The following is a 17,419-nucleotide window of genomic DNA, read 5'->3' on the forward strand; positions in this document are numbered from 1 at the left end:
CAGGCAGCTGCTGACCGTCGTCGTGCTGCTTGTCGTCTAACGCCATGCTCATAGATTGTCCTCTCACTGATGAGCACCGGACTTACACAGACCATCTGACACCCCCCGGGAACCACTCGCCGCGGTATTCAAGCTGCGCCCTGGACCTGACGACACGCTGACGTGGACACTGCGCGCTGCACGCGACGGCGAACGACCACCCACCGATCGCGCAGCTCCGGACCTCGTAGCGAAGATCGCCCAACTGGACCCCCCTCCCAAGTCGGCCAACGACGCCGCGAACCGTATTGGCGGCAATCGACAGTCGGCGCTGGCGGCATACGGCGAGTGGAAGAGCGCGGGTGGTTCCGGTTCCGACACCGGTACTCAGAACCAGTACCGGTTGCCCAACGGCCCCGATTCAACACTTTCCACAGATTCAACGCCCTCCTGCCCCACGTGCCGATTCCCCATGTCCTTCCCGGCCGACCTCGCCGCCGGCCAACACATCACCTGCTGCAAGGAGAACTGAACCATGACCGACGACGAAATCCTCGCGAAGGCCAACGACATCGCGAAGCAGCACGACGCCGACCTCGATCTGATCGAGTCGGGAGCGGCGGCCGCCCGACAACTCCTCGCCGACCTCGAGCGGCACCGTGACGAGCAACCCGACAAGCTCGCCGAGATGCGGTCTCAGGCCGACACCGAACGGGACTGGGCCCGCATCAACGAACCGTGGTCATCGACCCTCGGAGCGATCCCCAGCTACCGTGTCGACGGCGAGACAGCCGAACTGCACGGCGTCCTGTCGATGCCCTCGATCGCGGCCAAGGAGATCTGGGGGGGCCGGCTCGCGTTCGACGTCGCCTCGTCCGACCGGCCCGCCAACGACATCGTCCAGGAATACTTCGGCGACATCCGCGACACCGACCATCTGATGTTGGTGTTCGCCGCGGCGATCGACACCCTCGCCGATCACGTCATCAAACCGATGCTCCAGGTCGTCGAGGAACGCGGCGGTGACTATGAGATGCGGGTGCGTCTCGCGGACGCCGCCCGCAATGCCTGGGCAACCCGAATCGGGACGGTGAGCGAATGAGCGCGCACTACGGCCGGTCCGGGAGTCCGTGGCCCACCCACCGTGCGAAGCAACGGGCACAACGACGCCAGCGCAACGCAATCGGCCGAGCCAACCCGCGACCGGAGGGCCGCAGAATCTGGGCGACTGCAGAGTTGAACTCCACGGTTGCCGATACCGGCGAACGCAGGCCGGAATGAGCCGCGCAACCGGCGGCCGTCGAGACGGCGGCGAGCTCGGTCTGCTGGCCGCGATCCTGCGGGGGATGCCGAACCTCCGCGGAGCGGCGTGCGTCGGGTCGCCAGCCCTGTTCGACCCGCGCGACCCGAACGAGGACCCCACCGACACCGCGTACCGGCACCAAGCCGCGGCCCGCATTTGTCTCGGCTGCCCAGCCCTCGACGCGTGCCGTGAGTGGTCGAGTTCTCAGCGTGGTCAGGAGTCGGCGGTCGTCGCCGCCCGGACACCGAAAGGCCCTGGACGACCAGGGTCGAGCATTCGGTGCGCGTGATGGTGACCCTGACCGCCGCGCAGGCGCAAACCGCGTTGTGGGCCATCGAAGAGCTACGTCGGCGGCGGCGACTGGTCGGGCAACCGGTTCCGCCGGCACTCGCCAACCTTCACCACCACCTCGCCATGTCCGCACACGGACCTTCACCCGAACTGGCTGCACCACAATCGAAGTCAAGACCCATCGAGGGGATCGACGCCCAGGAGGCGGCGACCATCCTCGGCATCACACCCCGGCACGCACGCCGCTTGGCAGCCGACCTCGACGCCCAACGCATCGCCGGCCGATGGGTCTACAACCGACACACCGTCACCGAATACGCCGAAGGAAGACACCACCAATGACTGCACCCGCACCCGCACCGCGCAAGGACCCACTATCCGCTCTCGTCGCCGGAGTCGAACAGATGCTCTCCGAACTCGACGACGACGCCTGGCAGCAACTCGTCGCCCGCGTCCGCCCACCCGCCGACACCGAACCGAAGACCACCGAACCGAAAGCCGCCGCCACCGACTACCCGGCATCCTGGGGCTACGGCGCGAAGGGCACCAAATGACCGCCACCGCAGCCGCCGGCGACATCGCCAACCTCGTCGAGCAGACCACCGCCCTCGGCGGCACCATCCCCACCGAACTCGTCGACATCATCGCCACCATCGACGCCGTCAACCACTGGAACCCACCCCAGCCCGCAGACCTCGCCTCCCTCTGCCGCCGCGGCGACCTCACCGCCGACAACGCCACCACAATTCTCGACGCCGCCCTCGTCCAACCCAACCGGCAACCCGGCGACCTCAAGATCACCGCCAAACACGAACTCACCCAACGGTTCGCACACGTCCTCGCCGGTCCTGCAGGAGACAAACTCGTCGAATCACTGCAACCGGCGTTTCAACAGGCGTGCACTGCAGTGGCCGACGCCACCAACCTCATCGCACCGGGCGACCGGGTCGACATCCTCACCGACGCCGACGACGACACCATCCATGCGTGGCGAACCATCGGCGAACACAAGGTGACCCTCGACCGAATCTCCGCGGTCATCGACATCCTCACCGACCGGTTCGAAGTCCTCGGAGTCCCGCAACCCTGGCACGTCGGCAACGCCATCCGCGCAGCCATGTACACCCCCAACGCCGACCACCTCGCCCTCGTAGCTCGAGCACTGCTGACGCCCAACGGGACCGGAGGTGCACGCGCCGGCCGATGGCACTCCGTCGCAGCCGCCCTCACCCTCAACACCCCCAGCACGGCCCGCGCAATCCTCGACACCGCACACCACGCTCACCTTGAACAGGTTGCCGCGGAACGCAACACCGTCCAGACGAACGAGGCAGCGACCCGACCCGGTCGCACCGCCGCCTGAAAGGACACCCGATGCCCAACGAATCGAAACCGCTGTTTCGGCCCGCCGCCGCCATCACCGCCCGAGCCACCGCCGCAGTCACCGGCAGCCGCCTCGTCGCACCCAGCGGCACCTACGACGGCAACTTCCCCGTGACCCACTGCGGCGACGGAGCCTCACCACTCGGAGTCGCGTCCGCCGACATCCCGTCCGGGCAACTCGGAACCCTCCTGCGCGAGGGCATCGTGCCCGTCACCGCAGGCGCCACCGTCACCGCCGGACAGTCCCTCCAATCCGACGCCCAAGGCCGCGTCATCCCACGCACCACCGGCCGAACAGTCGGCCTCGCAATCGCCAACGGCACCACCGGACTACCCACCTACGTCGCCCTCAGCATCACCTAGACCCCATCGGCATCGTGGCGTCAACCCGACCCAACGTCGGCAAGGCGCAGCCACGACCGCAACCGCGTTTCAGCGCGAGCCGCGACCTGCGCCACGATGCCGACCCTCAACACACAGGAGAACCACAATGCCGAAACCACACGGCAAGAACAACGACTCGAACATGCACATCACCGACGACAGCCGCGGCAAGTCCACAGCGTTCCCGGACACCTCAGCAGGTGACGAACCACCGTTGACGTGGGCGGCGCGGACGATGGGCGTACCAGAGTTCGCCGTCGGCGCAATGAACAAAGCGGTCAACGCAGCTGTCTCAGCCCTACCCGGGTTCGCCGACGGCGGGTACGTCGACCACATGCCCCGATCTCTCGGACTGCTCGCCGCCCCCACCCGACCACGAATGGCACACGAGTCCGCACCCGGTATTCCGTGCGCAAGCTGCGCCGCCGGGTACACCTACCCAATCCGGTAGCGCCATGCCCACCCACCACTGGGGCAACGGCTCTAGCCGACGCACCAGCACCAGCGACCACCGCAACCGCCGCCAGCGAGTCCTCAACCGCGACAACCATCAATGCCAAATCCGCACAGAACATTGCATCAACACCGCGACGATCTGCGACCACATCCGCAACGTCGCCAGCTTCGCCAACCCGGCCGACGCCGAAACCGACGACAACTGCCAAGCAGCGTGCGTGCCCTGCCACAACGTCAAGACACTCCAGGAAAGCGCCGCAGCCAAAGCCCGCAGACGAGCCCAACTCCGACTCCCCACCGAACCCCACCCCGGAGCCACACCATGACCACCCCAGGGGGATGGCCCAGCACCACCCACACGCCACAGCCGTGGAACTTAGCAATCCCGGGTGGCCGCATGCATGATGCCCAGCCCCAGACCCTAGGGCCTGTTGGCGCAGGTGGGAGGCGGTTGTGACCCCGCGGAAGACGCCCGGTTCGCGCCTGGTTGAGTCCCTGCGCGGCCTCCTCGAGGACGGCTACGAGTTCGACGAGGCCGAAGAGCATCTGCTATCGATGATCGAGTCTGAGGCTGATCGGGTGGCGGCGTTGCGTGCGGTCCTGGCCGACGAGCTCGCCAAGGATCAGGTGTCGACGCGTCGGGTGACGGAGCTGTCCGCGGAGATCCGACTCCTCGAAAAGCAGGTCGGTCAGTGGTGTGCGTCGTTGCGGCCGAAGCAGGCCGCGGATAAGTCGTGGACGCATCAGAAGGCGGCGAACGCGCGGTGGCGGGTGATCTCGTGAGCGACGACTACCCCGACCTGTGGAAGCCGGTAGCGGAACGTCGGCCTGAGCCGGCGCGGAGAGAGGTGTGGGCATCGACTGGGTCCGGACACCGATTCCCTCTTGTGACGGAACCTGGTCCCGGCTACCCGGCGTCGTGGGGTCACTCCCCGGGGCGTCAGGTCATCGACGGCGTCCTCGATGTCGATCAGGACGGTCACTGATGCCGCGGCGTGCGGGCGGCTCGTCGGAGCTACGCGATCTCCTCGCGGCGCATCATGCGTTCGAGCGTGAGCGGTGGGATGAGGCGGCGTTGCGGAACTGGGAGCGTCACCAGGGTTCACGGCCGCGCCCGGACCCTCGCGGTGTCAGTGAGTTCGAGCGGGCCCTTGCTGCCGGCGAGAATGTGGCGGTGTCGTCGGGCCAGTTGTTTCGCGCTTTGCTCTGGGCCGGGCGTACAGCGGAAGCGCGACGCTACGGGTGGAACGGACCAGGCTTCGGTGCCCAGTTCGTGGTGCGCGGCGCGCAGCTTGTCGACATTCCGGCGGACTGACGGATTTCAGGGGATGATCGCTCGGAGCAATCCGGTACCTCACGGCGGGAGCCCTTATGAGCGACGACAGTGCAGAGGTTCGGCGAGCACGCGTCGGCGCTGCGACGCAAGCTCTCGTGAACGCCGCCGTCAACGCATCCTCGGATGAGGACCACGCCCTGTTGGTCGGGTTGGAAGCCGGTGACCTGACTCGGGACGAACTCGTGATGGTTATCGCCCAGATGTCAGGAGTACTCAACCGGGTAGTTCGTGAATCTGGCTGGAAGGGCGACGGGTAGTCGCAACTGCGGGCAGGGAGTAGGACTCAAGCTGTCGTTGCTCGGAGGTCGGCAGGGTTGACGATGAACTCGGTCTCGCCCAGCCCTGTGCCGTCGCCTGTGCGGACACCGTCGTAGTAGGCCAGCAAGTCGCCGCCTCGCACCGTCGCTGTCCACAAGGTGCCGTTGCAGCGGTCACGAAACCACTCCGCGAGGGAACGGTCTGCGGTCCATGCCATGCGGTCGGCATCGAGTCCACCGCGGTAGAGGACGATCTCGACGGGCGGTATCGCGCGCTCGAGGTTGTGCCGGTATCCGACGGACTCGAACATGTCGATCCACTCCTCGCGGTCGAGGTAGTCCTCGGGATGCTCGGCCGAGACCCACGCATCGCGAAGCGCGGCTGCGAGTTCGGTGGTCGTCATCGACCAGGCGACTTCGCTGAGTATCGCCGGCAGATGGTTACGGCCGACTCTCTGCGTCAGTGTCTCCCAGTCGGTTTCGCCTTCGCTGATGGCTGCGAGGGCGTCGTCGTAGGTCAGGATCATTCTGGTTGCCTCCACTGCCTGGTTTGGAACACCCTACGGGCGTGCTGTGCGCGTTGCCCTCCACCCTTAGCTCCCGATCGACCATGACCCGATAGACCCTCTCGGCCACGACTTGTAGCACCAGGCCGAGTGGCGAGGTGTTTGGGTCATGGCACCCGTGGTCGCGATCCGTGGGTGGCGTACCCGTCAGGGGTACGACTGGGTTACTGACGGCAGGCTGGTTTTCGTCGGGCTCTGCGATGACGACGGGCACGCGGTCGAAGTCGGTTGCGTGCGTCGTGCCCTGGCCGGGAGTCGAACCCGGCACCCACGGTGATGAGCACCGCGGTTGACCGTCAGGGCTGGTGGGGTGTGCGCCAGACTCACCCCCTTGTGATGGGGGTGTTCCAGAAACCCGCTGTCAGTCGCGGTGGTAGCGGCAGTTCGCCAGATTGCGACATGGTCTGCCCGAGCGGGTCATCCGACCACACCGGGCCCGACGCACCTTCACCTGAAACTCGACGGGCAGCTTGCCGAGGTTCTCGTGTGCGGGCGTGGTGTATCCGGGGCACCTGTCGTCGTCATGGTCGGTGTCGAACAGCCACAGTCTTTGACTGCCACGAGTGCCGATCAGGGTGTGGAGTTCCCATCTGTTATCCATCGCCTCAGTGCGCGATTCGTCGAGGATGGTGTGGTCCTCGCCGTCGGCGTACTCGATCGGGAGACACTTCGGGCAGCATCGCCAGTAGTTCGGTGTGTCGAACACCTGGCCGCAATGCCGGCACCAGCGCCGGAGGATGAAGGCGAGTTGGTTGCGGTAACCGCGCTCGAAATCGTCGTTGTCGCGGAGAGTCATCGTGCTCAACATCTGTTCGGCGACGCGGGTCTTGTCGTCGCCTGATGCGGCCTGACGCTCTGCGAGTTCCTGCCGTGCGGCTCGGGCACCGGAGTCGTAGGCGCTCACCGGTCGAACCCCAGCCATGTCGCCACCGACGGCATGGGGGCGAGAAGATCGTCGACCTCGTCGCTCGTCGCGATGGACAGGGACTGAACGACGCAGCGGGCTAGTTGCTCGACGTCGTCACGGTCGTAGTCGACGGCTTCCTCGAGCTGCCACACCGCGTGACGCAGACTGTCGGCGCCGTCGCACTCCGGGTCTTGCTCATAGAGGTCCCATGCATGCCGGATCAGGGTCTCGGCGGGGACGGTCGTCGGCGCGGTCATGCGTGCCAACCAAGTTCGATGCACACCGCCATGAGACCGAGCGGGACGAAGTAGAAGGCCAGCGCCACAACTGCGGTGACGCAGGCGGATAAGGTGTGGGAACGGTTCACGGCGACCTCCGTGGATCGAGGCCCCGGCGGTGCTACGAACACCGAGCGGGGCCGACTTGTATGTCGGCGACCCGCTCGGACATTCCGCACGTATTCCGCACGAAACAAGAAAGGCCCGGTGGAAACCGGGCCTGACCTGCTATTTCTCTGCTCCCCCAACTGGACTCGAAGCAGTTGGGCGCGGACCGCATCATCGCGATGAGTCGCCACGCGGACCGCCAGGCGCTCGCGCGCGACTTCGGGGCGACCGACATCGTGGCCGAACGTGGCGACGAGGGCGTGGCGCGGATCAAGGAACTCACCGACGGTCTCGGCGCGCATTCGGTCATCGAAGCCGTCGGCACGCAGGAGTCGATGATGCAGGCCATCCGGTCGACCCGGCCCGGTGGCCATGTGGGCTACGTCGGTGTCTCGCACGACGTCGAACTCCCCGGCCTGGAGCTGTTCTTCTCCGGCGTCCACCTGCACGGCGGGCCCGCCCCGGTCCGACGCTTCCTCCCCGACCTGATCGACCTGATCTGGAAACGAGAGATCGATCCCGGCAAGGTCTTCGACCTCACCCTCCCGCTCGACGACGCCGCCGAGGGATACCGCGCCATGGACGAGCGCCGCGCGACCAAGGTACTGCTCACCGTCTGACCTCGGTCGGTACCCACGGCAAACGAAAGGTGTTCAGCATGAAGATCACTCGCAGTTCCATCGACACCGTCAAAGGACCCGCAGACTGGTTCACCGGCGACGTCTACATCGATGCGGCGGCCGCCTCGCCACCGCCGTCCCGGGTGTCGGCAAGCCTCGTCCATTTCATGCCGGGGGCGCGGACGCACTGGCACCGGCACCCGCTCAGCCAGACGGTCTTCGTCACCGAGGGAATCGGCCTGTGCCAGCGGCGCGGTGGCCCCATCGAGGTCATCCGCCCCGGCGATCGCGTCCTCTTCGAAGCCGACGAGGAGCACTGGCACGGAGCCGCCCCCACCCGCCTGATGGTCCACCTCGCGATCAACGAGGGCGACGACGACCACGATGTCGTGCAGTGGCTGCAACCGGTCACCGACGAGGAGTGCTCGCAGGCGCCGGATCTCGGGATCTGATCAGTCGAACTCGATGACGACCGGGCCCTTCGGGGTCGCCTGACACGTCAGCAGGTAGCCCTCGTCGATGTCCTCGGGTTCCAACGCGATGCCGTTGCCGTGGTCGACGTCGCCTGCGGTCAGGCGGGCCACACACGACCCGCAGTCACCTTCCCGGCAGGAGTACGGCGCGTCGACGTCGGCGGCGAGCAGTGCGTCGAGCAGCACGGTGTCCGAACCGCAGCGGACCGCGCGGACGTCACCGTCGATGTGCACGGTGACCTCGTGGGCGTCGGGCTCGTCGTCGTGTGTCGTGAGGGTGAACGGGTCGCCGGTCAACGACACGTACCTCTCGACATGAATCGCCTCGTGCTGCAGTCCACGCTCGCCGAGGGTGTGCTCGACGAGGTCCATGAACGGCGCCGGACCGCAGATGAAGGCCTCGCAGTCACCGACGCCGGCGACCACGTCGCCGATCGCGTCCGTGGTGGGTAACCCCCGGTCGGCCTCCAGCCAGTGATGCACCCTCAACCGCCCGGGATGACGCTCGGCCAGCCCGTCGATCGCCTCGGCGAAGATCGTCGACTCGCGGTCGCGGTTGGCGTAGAACAGGGTCACCGTCGTGTCGTGGGATTCGAGGGCCGAGCGCAGGATCGACATCACCGGCGTCACGCCGCTGCCGGCCGCGAACAGGTACAACGGGTGCGCCCAGGAGTGCGGCGTGAAAACCCCCGATGGCGGGATGACGTGCAGGGTCAGGCCGGGTTCGGCGTTGTCGCACAACCAGTTCGATCCATAGCCATCTCGGGTTCGCTTGACGGTGATCGCCGGGGCGGCGTCCACCCCCGGCGCGGTCGACAGCGAATAGCTGCGCGCAACGGAGCCGGTGCGCTCGCTCGGGATGCGCACGGTGACGAACTGTCCGGGCCGATAGTCGGTGCCCGCGGGGAAGTCCAGCACGATCGTGCGTGCCTCCGACGTCTCGTCGCGCACCGCGGTGACGGTCACGTCGACCCCGAGGGTGCGCTCGACGGTCGAGGTGACGGAGCGGGTCATGCCGTGGTCCTGGAGGTGAGCGGGAGAACGCGGTACCAGAGTTCGCCGAGCGCGGTGCCGAGTGCCTCGAGGCGTTCGCGTCGCGGTGTGCTGGCCGGCAGGCCGACGTGGATGTAGGCCATCTGTTCGGTGGCGCAACCCAGGGTCTCGGCGAGCAGCTCGGTGTCGCAGGCCTCGATGGTGCCGTTGGCGACGAGCCGGTCGAGCCAGCGTTCGGTGCGCCGCACGAAGTCGCCCCGCAGATTGAGCCAGAGCTGCTGGAATCCCCGGTTCTCGCTGGCCGCCGCCGCCTCACGGAGCAGTCGCAGCATGTGTCGGCTGCGGGCATAGGCCTGCAGATAGGTGGTGTTGACCTCGATCAGCGACTGCAATTCGCCCTGGGCGCGATCGGGACGCAGTCGTGCGTTCGCCAGTTCCAGCAGGGACGGTCGGAGCGCGGCGAGGAAGATGTCGTCGAGGCTGACGAAATGACGATAGAAGTTGCCCTGGGAGATCTCGGCGCGGTGCGTGATGTCGGAGATCCGGGTGCGGGTGTATCCGTACTCGGTGAAGCACTCGGTGGCTGCCTTGACCAGTTTGTCGCGCGTCTGCTCACCGCGCTTGTTCGCCCGTTTGGCCGGGGCCGCGGTGTGGTCGAGCAAACCGGCCGCCGAGTAGGCCGCGTCGATCCCGTCGTGCGTGTGTGCGTCCGGTCCGGTGTCGGTGCTCATCAGGCCCCCTGCAGAGATCGTGCGGTCATCAGCTGGGCCAGTGGATGCTCGGCCGGGAGCGCCTCGGGCAGATACGACAGCAGCTCCTCGACGTGCTCGTCGACGGACTGCTCGGCACCGAGAGCGTTACCGGCGTAGATCTTTCCGGTCGACCCGTCGACGGTGACAGTCTGCCCGGCGAGGGTGCCGGTCAGCCCGGTGCCGCACCCGACCACGCACGGCACTCCGATCTCGCGGCAGACCAGGGCTGCGTGCGACGTGGTGCCGCCGACCTCGGTGACTACCGCCACGGAGTCGAACATCGCGGGCACATCGGCCGGCGACGTGGAGGGACGGACGAGGACGACGCGCTCGCCGCGGGTCGCGGCGGCACACGCGTCGTCGGTGTCGGTGTACACGACACCGACCGCGGCGCCGGGCCCGGCGCCCGTGCCGGTGGCGAGCACGTCGGCGGAGATGTCCGCCGAGTTGTTCTGCGACAACGACTTCGCCTGCTCGGCGCTGATACGCCCGATGGCGTCGTCCCGGCTGATGAGTCCCTCGCGGACGAGGTCGACGGCGATGCGGACCGCGGCACGCGCGGAGCGCTTCCCCGAGCGGCACTGCAGCATGTACAACGTGCCGCTCTCGACCGTGAACTCGATGTCGACGAGATCGCGGTGTTCGTTCTCGAGCGTTTTCGCGATGGTGGCGAGTTCGGCGTGCAGGTGGGGCGAGTGGGTCCGGAAGGAGTCGATGCTCTCGGGTGTCCGCTCGCCGGAGACGACGTCCTCGCCCTGTGCCCGGGCGAGCCATTCGCCGAACAGCTCGGGTGCGCCGGTGGCCGGGTCGCGGCTGAACACCACGCCGGTCCCGGACTGATCGTCACGGTTGCCGAACACCATGGCCTGGACGGTCACCGCGGTGCCGCCACCCTCACCCAGTCCGTGGTGACGCCGGTAGGCGGCGACGCGTTCGTTGCTCCACGAACCGAACACGGCACCGATCGCCTCGCGCAGCTGGTCATACGGATCGGCGGGTGGTGCCGCGGTGGCGTCGCCGAGCACGATCTCGCCGTACCCGGCGCAGAACCGCTCCCAGGTGTCGAGCGCCCAGTCGGGGTCGCCGGTCGCCTCGGCGAGCTGGGCGGTCAGCTCGCGGGTGAGACCGAGGTTGAGCACGGTGTCCATCATGCCGGGCATGCTCTGGGCAGCGCCCGAGCGCACCGATACGAGCAACGGAAACGGACCGGCGCCGAATAGCTTTCCGGTCTGCTGCTCCAAGACGCGGAGCTGGCCGAGTACCCCCTCCCAGACGTGAATGGGAAGCTGACCGCCTCCTTCGGTGAACTGGGCGCAGACGGGCGTGGTGATGGCGAAGGCCGGCGGGACCGGCAATCCCAGCGACCGCATGCGGTTCACGCTGTAGGCCTTGCCGCCGAGCAGCTCTCGATCGGCCGGCGCGGTTCCGTCCAGTGCGAGGACAGCGGGTGTGGTCATCAGTGGGCCTTTCACTCGGCGATGTCGACCCGGGCGCGGGGTCGAGAGAGGGGAAGGGGGATGGCTGCGGCGCGCAGTGCGGTGAGACCGCCCTCGACGGGCACGTCGATGCCGTTGACCCAGGCGGCATCCGGGCTGAGCAGGAAGTCAATCACCGACGCCGACTCGGCCGCCGTGCCGTGACGGCCGACCATCGACGCCGATCGCGCGATGGCCTCCGCGCCCATCGACTGTTCGAAATCCGACAGGATTGGGGTGTCGGTCGGGCCGGGACTGACCGACAGTGCCCGAATCCCTCGGGACTGCAACGACGCCGACAGTGCGACCGTCCAGTCGACGACCGCGCGCTTGGAGGTGTCGTAGGCCGCGGGGCCGTCGATCTGCACCCGGGACAGCCAGGCGCGCAGTTCTTCTCGATCCCGTACGGCGAGCAGGCCGACGATGTCGTCGTGTGTCAGCGTGTTCCGGTGCGCCGCGATCGAGGCGACGTTGACGACGGCGCCGCCCGCGGACATCCGCTCGAGTGCACGGAACGTCAGGGCCCGCAGACCCAGGGTGTTGACCGCCAGGACCGTCTCCGCCGGGGCGGTGCCGGGGACCCCGGCGACATTGGCCAGCGCGTCGATGTGGTCGGGCAGCTCAAGTGCTGCAACCGCTTCCAAGTCGGACAGGTCTGTGAGAACCGAGTGGGCGCGGGCGTCCGGGCAGCGGGCGATGTCGATGGCGACTACTCGCGTGCCGGGTGCCCGATCGAGAAGTCGTTGTACCAGCGCGAGGCCGATGCCCGAGGCGGCTCCGGTGACGGCCACGGTGCGTGCGGCGGGTGTCGGACGTGTCATGCCATCACCGCCTGGATCTCGGTGAACTCGGCGATGCCCGCACTGCCCAGCTCACGTCCGTAGCCCGAGTTTCTGAGTCCCCCGAAGGGCACGGCCGGCCGTTCGCGGGTGCGTACACCGTTGACCTTGACCTGGCCGACTTCCAACTGGGTTGCGACTTCCAGGGCATGATCTCGGTCGGCGGACCACACCTCGGCCGACAGGCCGTACTGGCTGTCGTTGGCCAGCGTGATCGCCTCGGTGACGTCGCGGTAGTACTGCACCACCAGTACGGGGCCGAAGATCTCCTCGCGGACCGCGGCGGCGGTGGGGTCGAGATCGCCGAAGACGATGGGGGAGACGAACGAACGGGAGTCGCCGATGCCGAGACGCTGTCCGGTACCGGCGATCACCCGGGCGCCGACCCGGCGTGCCTCATCGATGCGGTCGAGAACTCGTCGCGCGTGCGCCGCGGAGGCGAGCGGACCGTGAGTGGTGTCCAGCGCGGTCGGGTCGCCGAACACGAATCGTCCGAGTGCGGCGTCGATCAGGGGCTCGATGCGGTCGGCGTGTGCGGCGGGCACCACGAGCCTACTGGTGGCGTTGCACGCCTGGCCGGAATTGACCAACCCGGACGCCAAAATGCGCGGCACCACGGCGTCGAGGTCGGCGTCGGGTAGGACAACGGCGGGGGATTTGCCGCCGAGTTCGAGTGTGGTGCGTGCCAGCGACTCCGCGGCCGCTGCGGCGACAGCCTTGCCACCGCGGACGCTGCCGGTGAACGACACGTGGGCGATGTCCGGGTGCGCGGCGAGAGCCTGGCCGGTGACCGGTCCGGTGCCGTTGACGATGGCGAAGGCACCCGCGGGGAGGCCCGCGTCGATGAAGCACCCGCGGACGAGGGCGGCGTCGAAAGGGGTTGCCTCGGCGGGTTTGAGAACGACGGTGCAGCCCGCGGCGAGTGCGGCCGCGACCTTCGCGATGATCTGATGCACCGGCATGTTCCACGGGGTGATCGCCGCCACGACACCGCCGGCCACGCGGCGCACGATCGCCCCGTCGGCGACCTGCTCCCAGGGGAAGCTCTCGGCCGCGTCCGCGGTCGCCCGCAGCACCGTCGCCGGCAGCGCCTGCTGTGTCGCGGTGGAAAGCGTGGTGGGCATACCCATTTCGGCGGTCACCAGTGCCGCGATCCGGTCGCCGCGTCGATCGATGAGATCGGCGGTCGCCCGCAGGACGGCGGCTCGCTGCGCCGGCGGCATCTGTGCCCACGCCGGCAGGGCGTCCGCCGCGGCGGCCACCGCCTCGTCGACGATGTCCTTCCCGGCTTCACGGGTCGCACCGATCTCCTGGTCGGTGAACGGGTTGATCACCGGGATCGGGGCGCCGTCGGCGAGATCCCGGTCTCCGATCAGGGCGGCCGGCCCGGTCCCGAGGCCGGTGATCCCGGCCAGTTCGCCGATCGCGCTCATCGAGTGGCCTCGATTCGGACCGGAAGAGTCTTGATGCCACGGAAGAAGTTGCTCTGCAACCGGTTCGGCGCATCGAGGACGGTGATGCCGAGTCCGCGCTCGACGAGGCGGGTGAAGAACAGACGTGCCTCCAGGCGCGCGAGGTTGGAGCCGAGGCAGGCGTGCGCGCCCCATCCGAAGCCGAGGTGCTCGTTGGGGAACCGGTTGCCGATGAATGTCTCCGGGTCGTCGAAGGTGCGCTCGTCGCGGTTGGCCGAGCAGAACCACATCACGACCTTGTCCCCCTCGCGGATTGTCTTGCCGTGCATCTCGATGTCGCGGGTGGCGGTACGGCGCATCGACAGCACCGGCGAGACCCAGCGGACCATCTCCTCGACGACCACCCTGATCTTGGCGGGGTTCTCGCGCATGAACTCCCACCACTGCGGATTCTCGGCGAGGACGTTGACGCCGCCGGACAGCAGGTTCCGGGTTGTTTCGTTACCGGCGACCATCAGGATCAGGTAGTAGGCGTCGAGGTAACCGCGGGACAGGGGTACGCCGTCGAGCTCGGCCGCGGTCAGCACACTGATGAGATCGTCGGCGGGGCATTCGCGACGCAGCTTCTCCAGTCCGCGGAAATAGTCGAAGACCTCGTCCCGTGCTGCCACCGCGGTCTCCGGGCCCTCGGAGTAGTCGGGGTCCTCACTGGCCATCTGGTTGGTCCATCGCAGCAGATTGGGGCAGTCCTCGAGCGGTGCGCCGAGCAGCCGCCCGATCATCACCAACGGGAGCTGCGCGGCTATGGACGCGACGAAGTCGATGCCGCCTGCGCCGGTGTGAGCGTCGAGCAGCTCGTCGATGACTGCGACGATGTCGCCTTCGAGCGACTTGAGCTTGACCGGCCGCACGTGCGGGGTGACGATCCCGCGCAGTTTGCCGTGCTCGGGCGGATCGACGTGGTGGATGCTGCGAGCGCCCTCGCCCTCAGCGCGTCGGCTGGCGATCTGCGTGCCCTGTGTGACGGTGAAGTCCTCGGCGTTGGAGGCCACGGCCTTGACGTCCTCGTAGCGGGTCACCGACCAGAACCCCGGCCCGTCGGGTTCGGTGTTCCAGTGCAACGGGTCCTGGGTACGCAGCCGCGCGAACACGTCATGATCGACACCGGCCGCGAACGGGCGGAGATCCATCAGGTCGATGTCGTCAGCGATGGTCATGTCTTCTCCAATGGACTCTCGTTTGTGACTGCACTTTCACTAAACCATAGTCTATGGTGTGTTGTGAACCACAACAATACAAAAGTCGAAGATTGCCTACCTGCAGCAACTGGCGGTTGCGGCCCGAGAAGGCAATGCGACTATTAATTCGCAAACAGGAGTGATGTGTACCCACCGTCCACTGCGCGTGCGTACCCCGATGCCGTCGCCTATGTCATGGCGGGGTCGGGGGAGCGCATCACCTACGCCGAACTCGATCGCCGATCGAACCGACTCGCTCGATTCTGGTGGTCGCGCGGCGTTCGTCCGGGCGACTCGGTCGTGCTTGTCCTGGAGAACAGTCTGGCCTGGCCCGTGGCAGTCGCTGCCGGGATGCGCAGCGGTCTGTACGTGACGCCGGTGAACTGGCATCTCAAGCCGGCCGAGCTTGCCGCCCTCATCCGGGAGGACCGCCCGGCTGCCATCGTCACCAGCACGGCGCTCGCGGCGCAGGTCGTTGCCGCGGTCGGCGACAAGAACCTGGATCGGACCGTGATCGTGTGCGCCGACGGCCCGGCGGACGGGTGTGTCGCGTTGGCCGACGCGCTCGCCGACCAGTCGTCCGAGCCCTTGGAGCGGGAGTTGCTCGGCGCGCGGGTGCTCTACAGCGGCGGAACCACCGGACGGCCGAAGCGGTTCGCTCAGCCGCTGCTCGGCGTGCATCCCGCGGATGCCCCGCGCCGGCACTCGGGCCTCGTCGACGAGCTCGGCGTCGGAGCCGACTCGGTCCTACTGTCGCCCGCCCCGAACTATCACGCGGCGCCGTTCACCTTCCAGCTGATCACGCTGGCGGCCGGCGGCACCGTCGTGTGCATGGAGAAGTTCGACGCCGCGGTGGCGATGCGAGCGATCACCGAATACGGTGTGACGCACTCACAATGGGTGCCGACCATGCTGATCCGCCTGTTGAACCTGCCCGACCGGGAGTCGATCGCACTCTCCCCGCGGCATCGGGTGGCCTTCACCTCGGGCGCCCCTTGTCCGCCGCATGTCAAAGAAGCGATCTTCGACTGGTGGGGTCCGGTTCTCCACGAGTACTACGGCGCATCCGAGGGATACGGGCACACCTACATCTCGCCGACGGACGCCCGGTCGCATCCGGGGTCGGTCGGTCGGCCTTTGGGTACCGCACGGGTGCACATCACCGACTCAACGGGCGCCGACGTCGGGCCCGGCGTCGAGGGCACGGTGTGTTTCGAGGCCGCCGACGGCCACGACAGGCCGGCCGAGGCCTCACGACCGGCGTTGAAGCAGATGGGCGACATCGGGTATCTCGACGATGATGGATTCCTCTACCTCGTCGGCCGCCGAGGTTTCATGATCATCTCCGGCGGGGTCAACATCTATCCCGAGGAGATCGAATCGGCACTGCTGGCGCACCCGGCGGTCGCCGACGTGGCGGTGGTCGGGGTGCCGGACGCCGAGTTCGGCGAGTCGGTCAAGGCGGTCGTCGAGGTGCGCCCCGGCGCGTCGGTGAGTGAAGACGACCTGATCGCCCATGCGCGCGAACACCTGGCGCACTTCAAGGCGCCCCGGTCCGTCGAGTTCACCACCGACTTACCGCGCCTACCCACTGGCAAGCTCGACAAAAGGCGGCTCGTTGATCGGTTCGCCTCCCCCGGGGCCGCGGCCGATCCGCGAACCGAAACACCCACGGCACCGGAAACTTCGACGATGTCCGAAGATCCGTCACAGCAAGGAGAAAGAGTATGACGACCGAGACCTCCACCGCCCACTTCGACGTGCTGCATGCCCTCAAGGTGAAGGGGCTCGCGACCGACGACACCCTGACCGCGCTGACCGGGCTCGACGCGGACACGCGCGACGCAATCGTCGGGGAGCTCGCCGACGCCGGATTCGTGATGCGTCGCGAGGGCGGCCGGATCTCGGGGACCATGATCACCCCGGCCGGGAAGGCCGAGCACGGGCGCCTGTCCGCGGAGTTCCCGTTGAACGAATCCGAACGTGCTGCGGTGGACACCTTTCACGAGGGCTTCGGGCAGATCAACGGCGATTTCAAGAAGGTGTGCGCCTCGTGGCAGATCCGCCCGGACGAGACCCCCAACGATCACGCCGATGCCAACTACGACGCATCCGTCATCGCCGATCTGGACCGGATTCATCACCGGATCGCGCAGGCGCTCGACGAGGTCGGCGCCGAGATCCCGCGACTCGGCCGCTACCGGGGTCGGCTGTCGGCGGCGCTGGAGAAGGTCCACGGCGGGGACACCGCCGCATTCGCGCGCCCGATGTACGACAGCTACCACGACATCTGGATGGAACTACACCAGGATCTGCTGCTGACCTCGGGTCACCAGCGTGGCGCGGGTGACGAGTGAGGGCCTGGCAGG

23 protein-coding genes and 1 pseudogene are annotated in these 17,419 nt (G+C 67.6%); 15 read left to right on the forward strand and 9 right to left on the reverse strand.

Annotated features, from left to right (window positions below; genetic code table 11):
• Positions 1–514 precede the first annotated feature (514 nt).
• The 11 genes from KB201_RS18210 (at position 515) to KB201_RS18260 (ending at position 5,389) form a co-directional block, all read left to right on the forward strand.
• Positions 515–1,081, forward strand: a complete 567-nt coding sequence (locus tag KB201_RS18210) for a hypothetical protein (protein WP_211540054.1) — start codon at positions 515–517, stop codon at positions 1,079–1,081.
• 175 nt (positions 1,082–1,256) lie between these two features.
• Positions 1,257–1,571: a transcriptional regulator gene (locus KB201_RS18215; protein ID WP_211540056.1), complete on the forward strand. Its 315-nt coding sequence runs from the start codon at positions 1,257–1,259 to the stop codon at positions 1,569–1,571.
• Complete coding sequence (locus tag KB201_RS18220; RefSeq protein WP_211540058.1) at positions 1,571–1,915, forward strand: helix-turn-helix domain-containing protein; 345 nt, start codon at positions 1,571–1,573, stop codon at positions 1,913–1,915. The genes KB201_RS18215 and KB201_RS18220 overlap by 1 nt, the downstream gene beginning before the upstream one ends.
• Positions 1,912–2,127, forward strand: coding sequence for a hypothetical protein (locus tag KB201_RS18225; RefSeq protein ID WP_211540059.1), 216 nt, complete (start codon positions 1,912–1,914; stop codon positions 2,125–2,127). Before KB201_RS18220 ends, KB201_RS18225 begins: the two co-directional genes overlap by 4 nt.
• Positions 2,124–2,936, forward strand: a complete 813-nt coding sequence (locus KB201_RS18230) for a hypothetical protein (protein ID WP_211540060.1) — start codon at positions 2,124–2,126, stop codon at positions 2,934–2,936. The genes KB201_RS18225 and KB201_RS18230 overlap by 4 nt, the downstream gene beginning before the upstream one ends.
• Positions 2,937–2,947: 11 nt before the next feature.
• Positions 2,948–3,319 (forward strand): DUF2190 family protein, encoded by a 372-nt coding sequence (locus KB201_RS18235; protein WP_211540061.1) that lies wholly within the window; start codon positions 2,948–2,950, stop codon positions 3,317–3,319.
• 127 nt (positions 3,320–3,446) lie between these two features.
• The gene (locus KB201_RS18240; RefSeq protein ID WP_211540062.1) at positions 3,447–3,791 is read left to right on the forward strand and encodes a hypothetical protein; all 345 of its coding nucleotides are present in this window, start codon (positions 3,447–3,449) and stop codon (positions 3,789–3,791) included.
• 4 nt (positions 3,792–3,795) lie between these two features.
• The gene (locus KB201_RS18245) at positions 3,796–4,122 is read left to right on the forward strand and encodes an HNH endonuclease (protein ID WP_211540063.1); all 327 of its coding nucleotides are present in this window, start codon (positions 3,796–3,798) and stop codon (positions 4,120–4,122) included.
• Positions 4,123–4,249: 127 nt separating this feature from the next.
• Positions 4,250–4,579 (forward strand): hypothetical protein, encoded by a 330-nt coding sequence (locus KB201_RS18250; RefSeq protein ID WP_211540064.1) that lies wholly within the window; start codon positions 4,250–4,252, stop codon positions 4,577–4,579.
• A 202-nt stretch (positions 4,580–4,781) separates the two neighbouring features.
• Positions 4,782–5,111, forward strand: coding sequence for a hypothetical protein (locus tag KB201_RS18255; RefSeq protein WP_211540066.1), 330 nt, complete (start codon positions 4,782–4,784; stop codon positions 5,109–5,111).
• 56 nt (positions 5,112–5,167) lie between these two features.
• Positions 5,168–5,389, forward strand: coding sequence for a hypothetical protein (locus tag KB201_RS18260; RefSeq protein WP_211540068.1), 222 nt, complete (start codon positions 5,168–5,170; stop codon positions 5,387–5,389).
• Between the two features lie 26 nt (positions 5,390–5,415).
• On the opposite strand, the gene KB201_RS18265 is transcribed toward KB201_RS18260, so the two are convergent.
• The 3 genes from KB201_RS18265 to KB201_RS18275 form a co-directional block, all read right to left on the reverse strand.
• A complete protein-coding gene (locus tag KB201_RS18265; protein WP_211540070.1) occupies positions 5,416–5,916 on the reverse strand; it encodes a hypothetical protein in 501 nt (166 codons plus the stop codon).
• Between the two features lie 400 nt (positions 5,917–6,316).
• A complete protein-coding gene (locus KB201_RS18270; RefSeq protein WP_211540072.1) occupies positions 6,317–6,877 on the reverse strand; it encodes a hypothetical protein in 561 nt (186 codons plus the stop codon).
• Positions 6,856–7,119 (reverse strand): hypothetical protein, encoded by a 264-nt coding sequence (locus tag KB201_RS18275; protein WP_211540074.1) that lies wholly within the window; start codon positions 7,117–7,119, stop codon positions 6,856–6,858. The genes KB201_RS18270 and KB201_RS18275 overlap by 22 nt, the downstream gene beginning before the upstream one ends.
• A gap of 248 nt (positions 7,120–7,367) precedes the next feature.
• Between KB201_RS18275 and KB201_RS18280 the strand changes: the two are divergent.
• Positions 7,368–7,868: pseudogene (locus tag KB201_RS18280) on the forward strand (zinc-binding dehydrogenase); the annotation flags it as partial.
• Positions 7,869–7,906: 38 nt separating this feature from the next.
• Positions 7,907–8,320, forward strand: coding sequence for a cupin domain-containing protein (locus tag KB201_RS18285; RefSeq protein ID WP_078113791.1), 414 nt, complete (start codon positions 7,907–7,909; stop codon positions 8,318–8,320).
• Here the strand turns inward: KB201_RS18285 and KB201_RS18290 are convergent, their stop codons facing one another.
• From KB201_RS18290 to KB201_RS18315, 6 genes are read right to left on the reverse strand one after another with little or no spacing between them, the layout of a single operon-like run.
• A complete protein-coding gene (locus KB201_RS18290) occupies positions 8,321–9,355 on the reverse strand; it encodes a ferredoxin--NADP reductase (RefSeq protein ID WP_058249686.1) in 1,035 nt (344 codons plus the stop codon).
• Complete coding sequence (locus tag KB201_RS18295; protein ID WP_058249687.1) at positions 9,352–10,065, reverse strand: TetR/AcrR family transcriptional regulator; 714 nt, start codon at positions 10,063–10,065, stop codon at positions 9,352–9,354. The genes KB201_RS18290 and KB201_RS18295 overlap by 4 nt, the downstream gene beginning before the upstream one ends.
• Positions 10,065–11,543: a pyruvate, phosphate dikinase gene (locus KB201_RS18300; protein ID WP_058249688.1), complete on the reverse strand. Its 1,479-nt coding sequence runs from the start codon at positions 11,541–11,543 to the stop codon at positions 10,065–10,067. Before KB201_RS18300 ends, KB201_RS18295 begins: the two co-directional genes overlap by 1 nt.
• Positions 11,544–11,554: 11 nt before the next feature.
• Positions 11,555–12,382 (reverse strand): SDR family oxidoreductase, encoded by an 828-nt coding sequence (locus KB201_RS18305; protein ID WP_078113741.1) that lies wholly within the window; start codon positions 12,380–12,382, stop codon positions 11,555–11,557.
• The gene (locus tag KB201_RS18310) at positions 12,379–13,833 is read right to left on the reverse strand and encodes an aldehyde dehydrogenase family protein (RefSeq protein ID WP_058249690.1); all 1,455 of its coding nucleotides are present in this window, start codon (positions 13,831–13,833) and stop codon (positions 12,379–12,381) included. Before KB201_RS18310 ends, KB201_RS18305 begins: the two co-directional genes overlap by 4 nt.
• On the reverse strand, positions 13,830–15,029 hold the full coding sequence (locus tag KB201_RS18315; RefSeq protein ID WP_058249691.1) for a cytochrome P450: 1,200 nt from the start codon (positions 15,027–15,029) through the stop codon (positions 13,830–13,832). The genes KB201_RS18310 and KB201_RS18315 overlap by 4 nt, the downstream gene beginning before the upstream one ends.
• Positions 15,030–15,194: 165 nt before the next feature.
• Between KB201_RS18315 and KB201_RS18320 the strand changes: the two genes are divergently transcribed.
• Together KB201_RS18320 and KB201_RS18325 are read left to right on the forward strand one after the other, a co-directional pair.
• Entirely contained in the window at positions 15,195–16,781 is a 1,587-nt protein-coding gene (locus tag KB201_RS18320; protein ID WP_078113742.1) for an AMP-binding protein, read from the forward strand.
• Complete coding sequence (locus KB201_RS18325; protein WP_058249693.1) at positions 16,778–17,407, forward strand: hypothetical protein; 630 nt, start codon at positions 16,778–16,780, stop codon at positions 17,405–17,407. The genes KB201_RS18320 and KB201_RS18325 overlap by 4 nt, the downstream gene beginning before the upstream one ends.
• The last annotated feature ends 12 nt before the right edge of the window (positions 17,408–17,419 follow it).

The sequence above is a fragment of the Gordonia sp. SCSIO 19800 genome, assembly GCF_018132775.1.
In the GTDB taxonomy this organism is placed as follows: Bacteria; Actinomycetota; Actinomycetes; order Mycobacteriales; family Mycobacteriaceae; genus Gordonia; species Gordonia hongkongensis.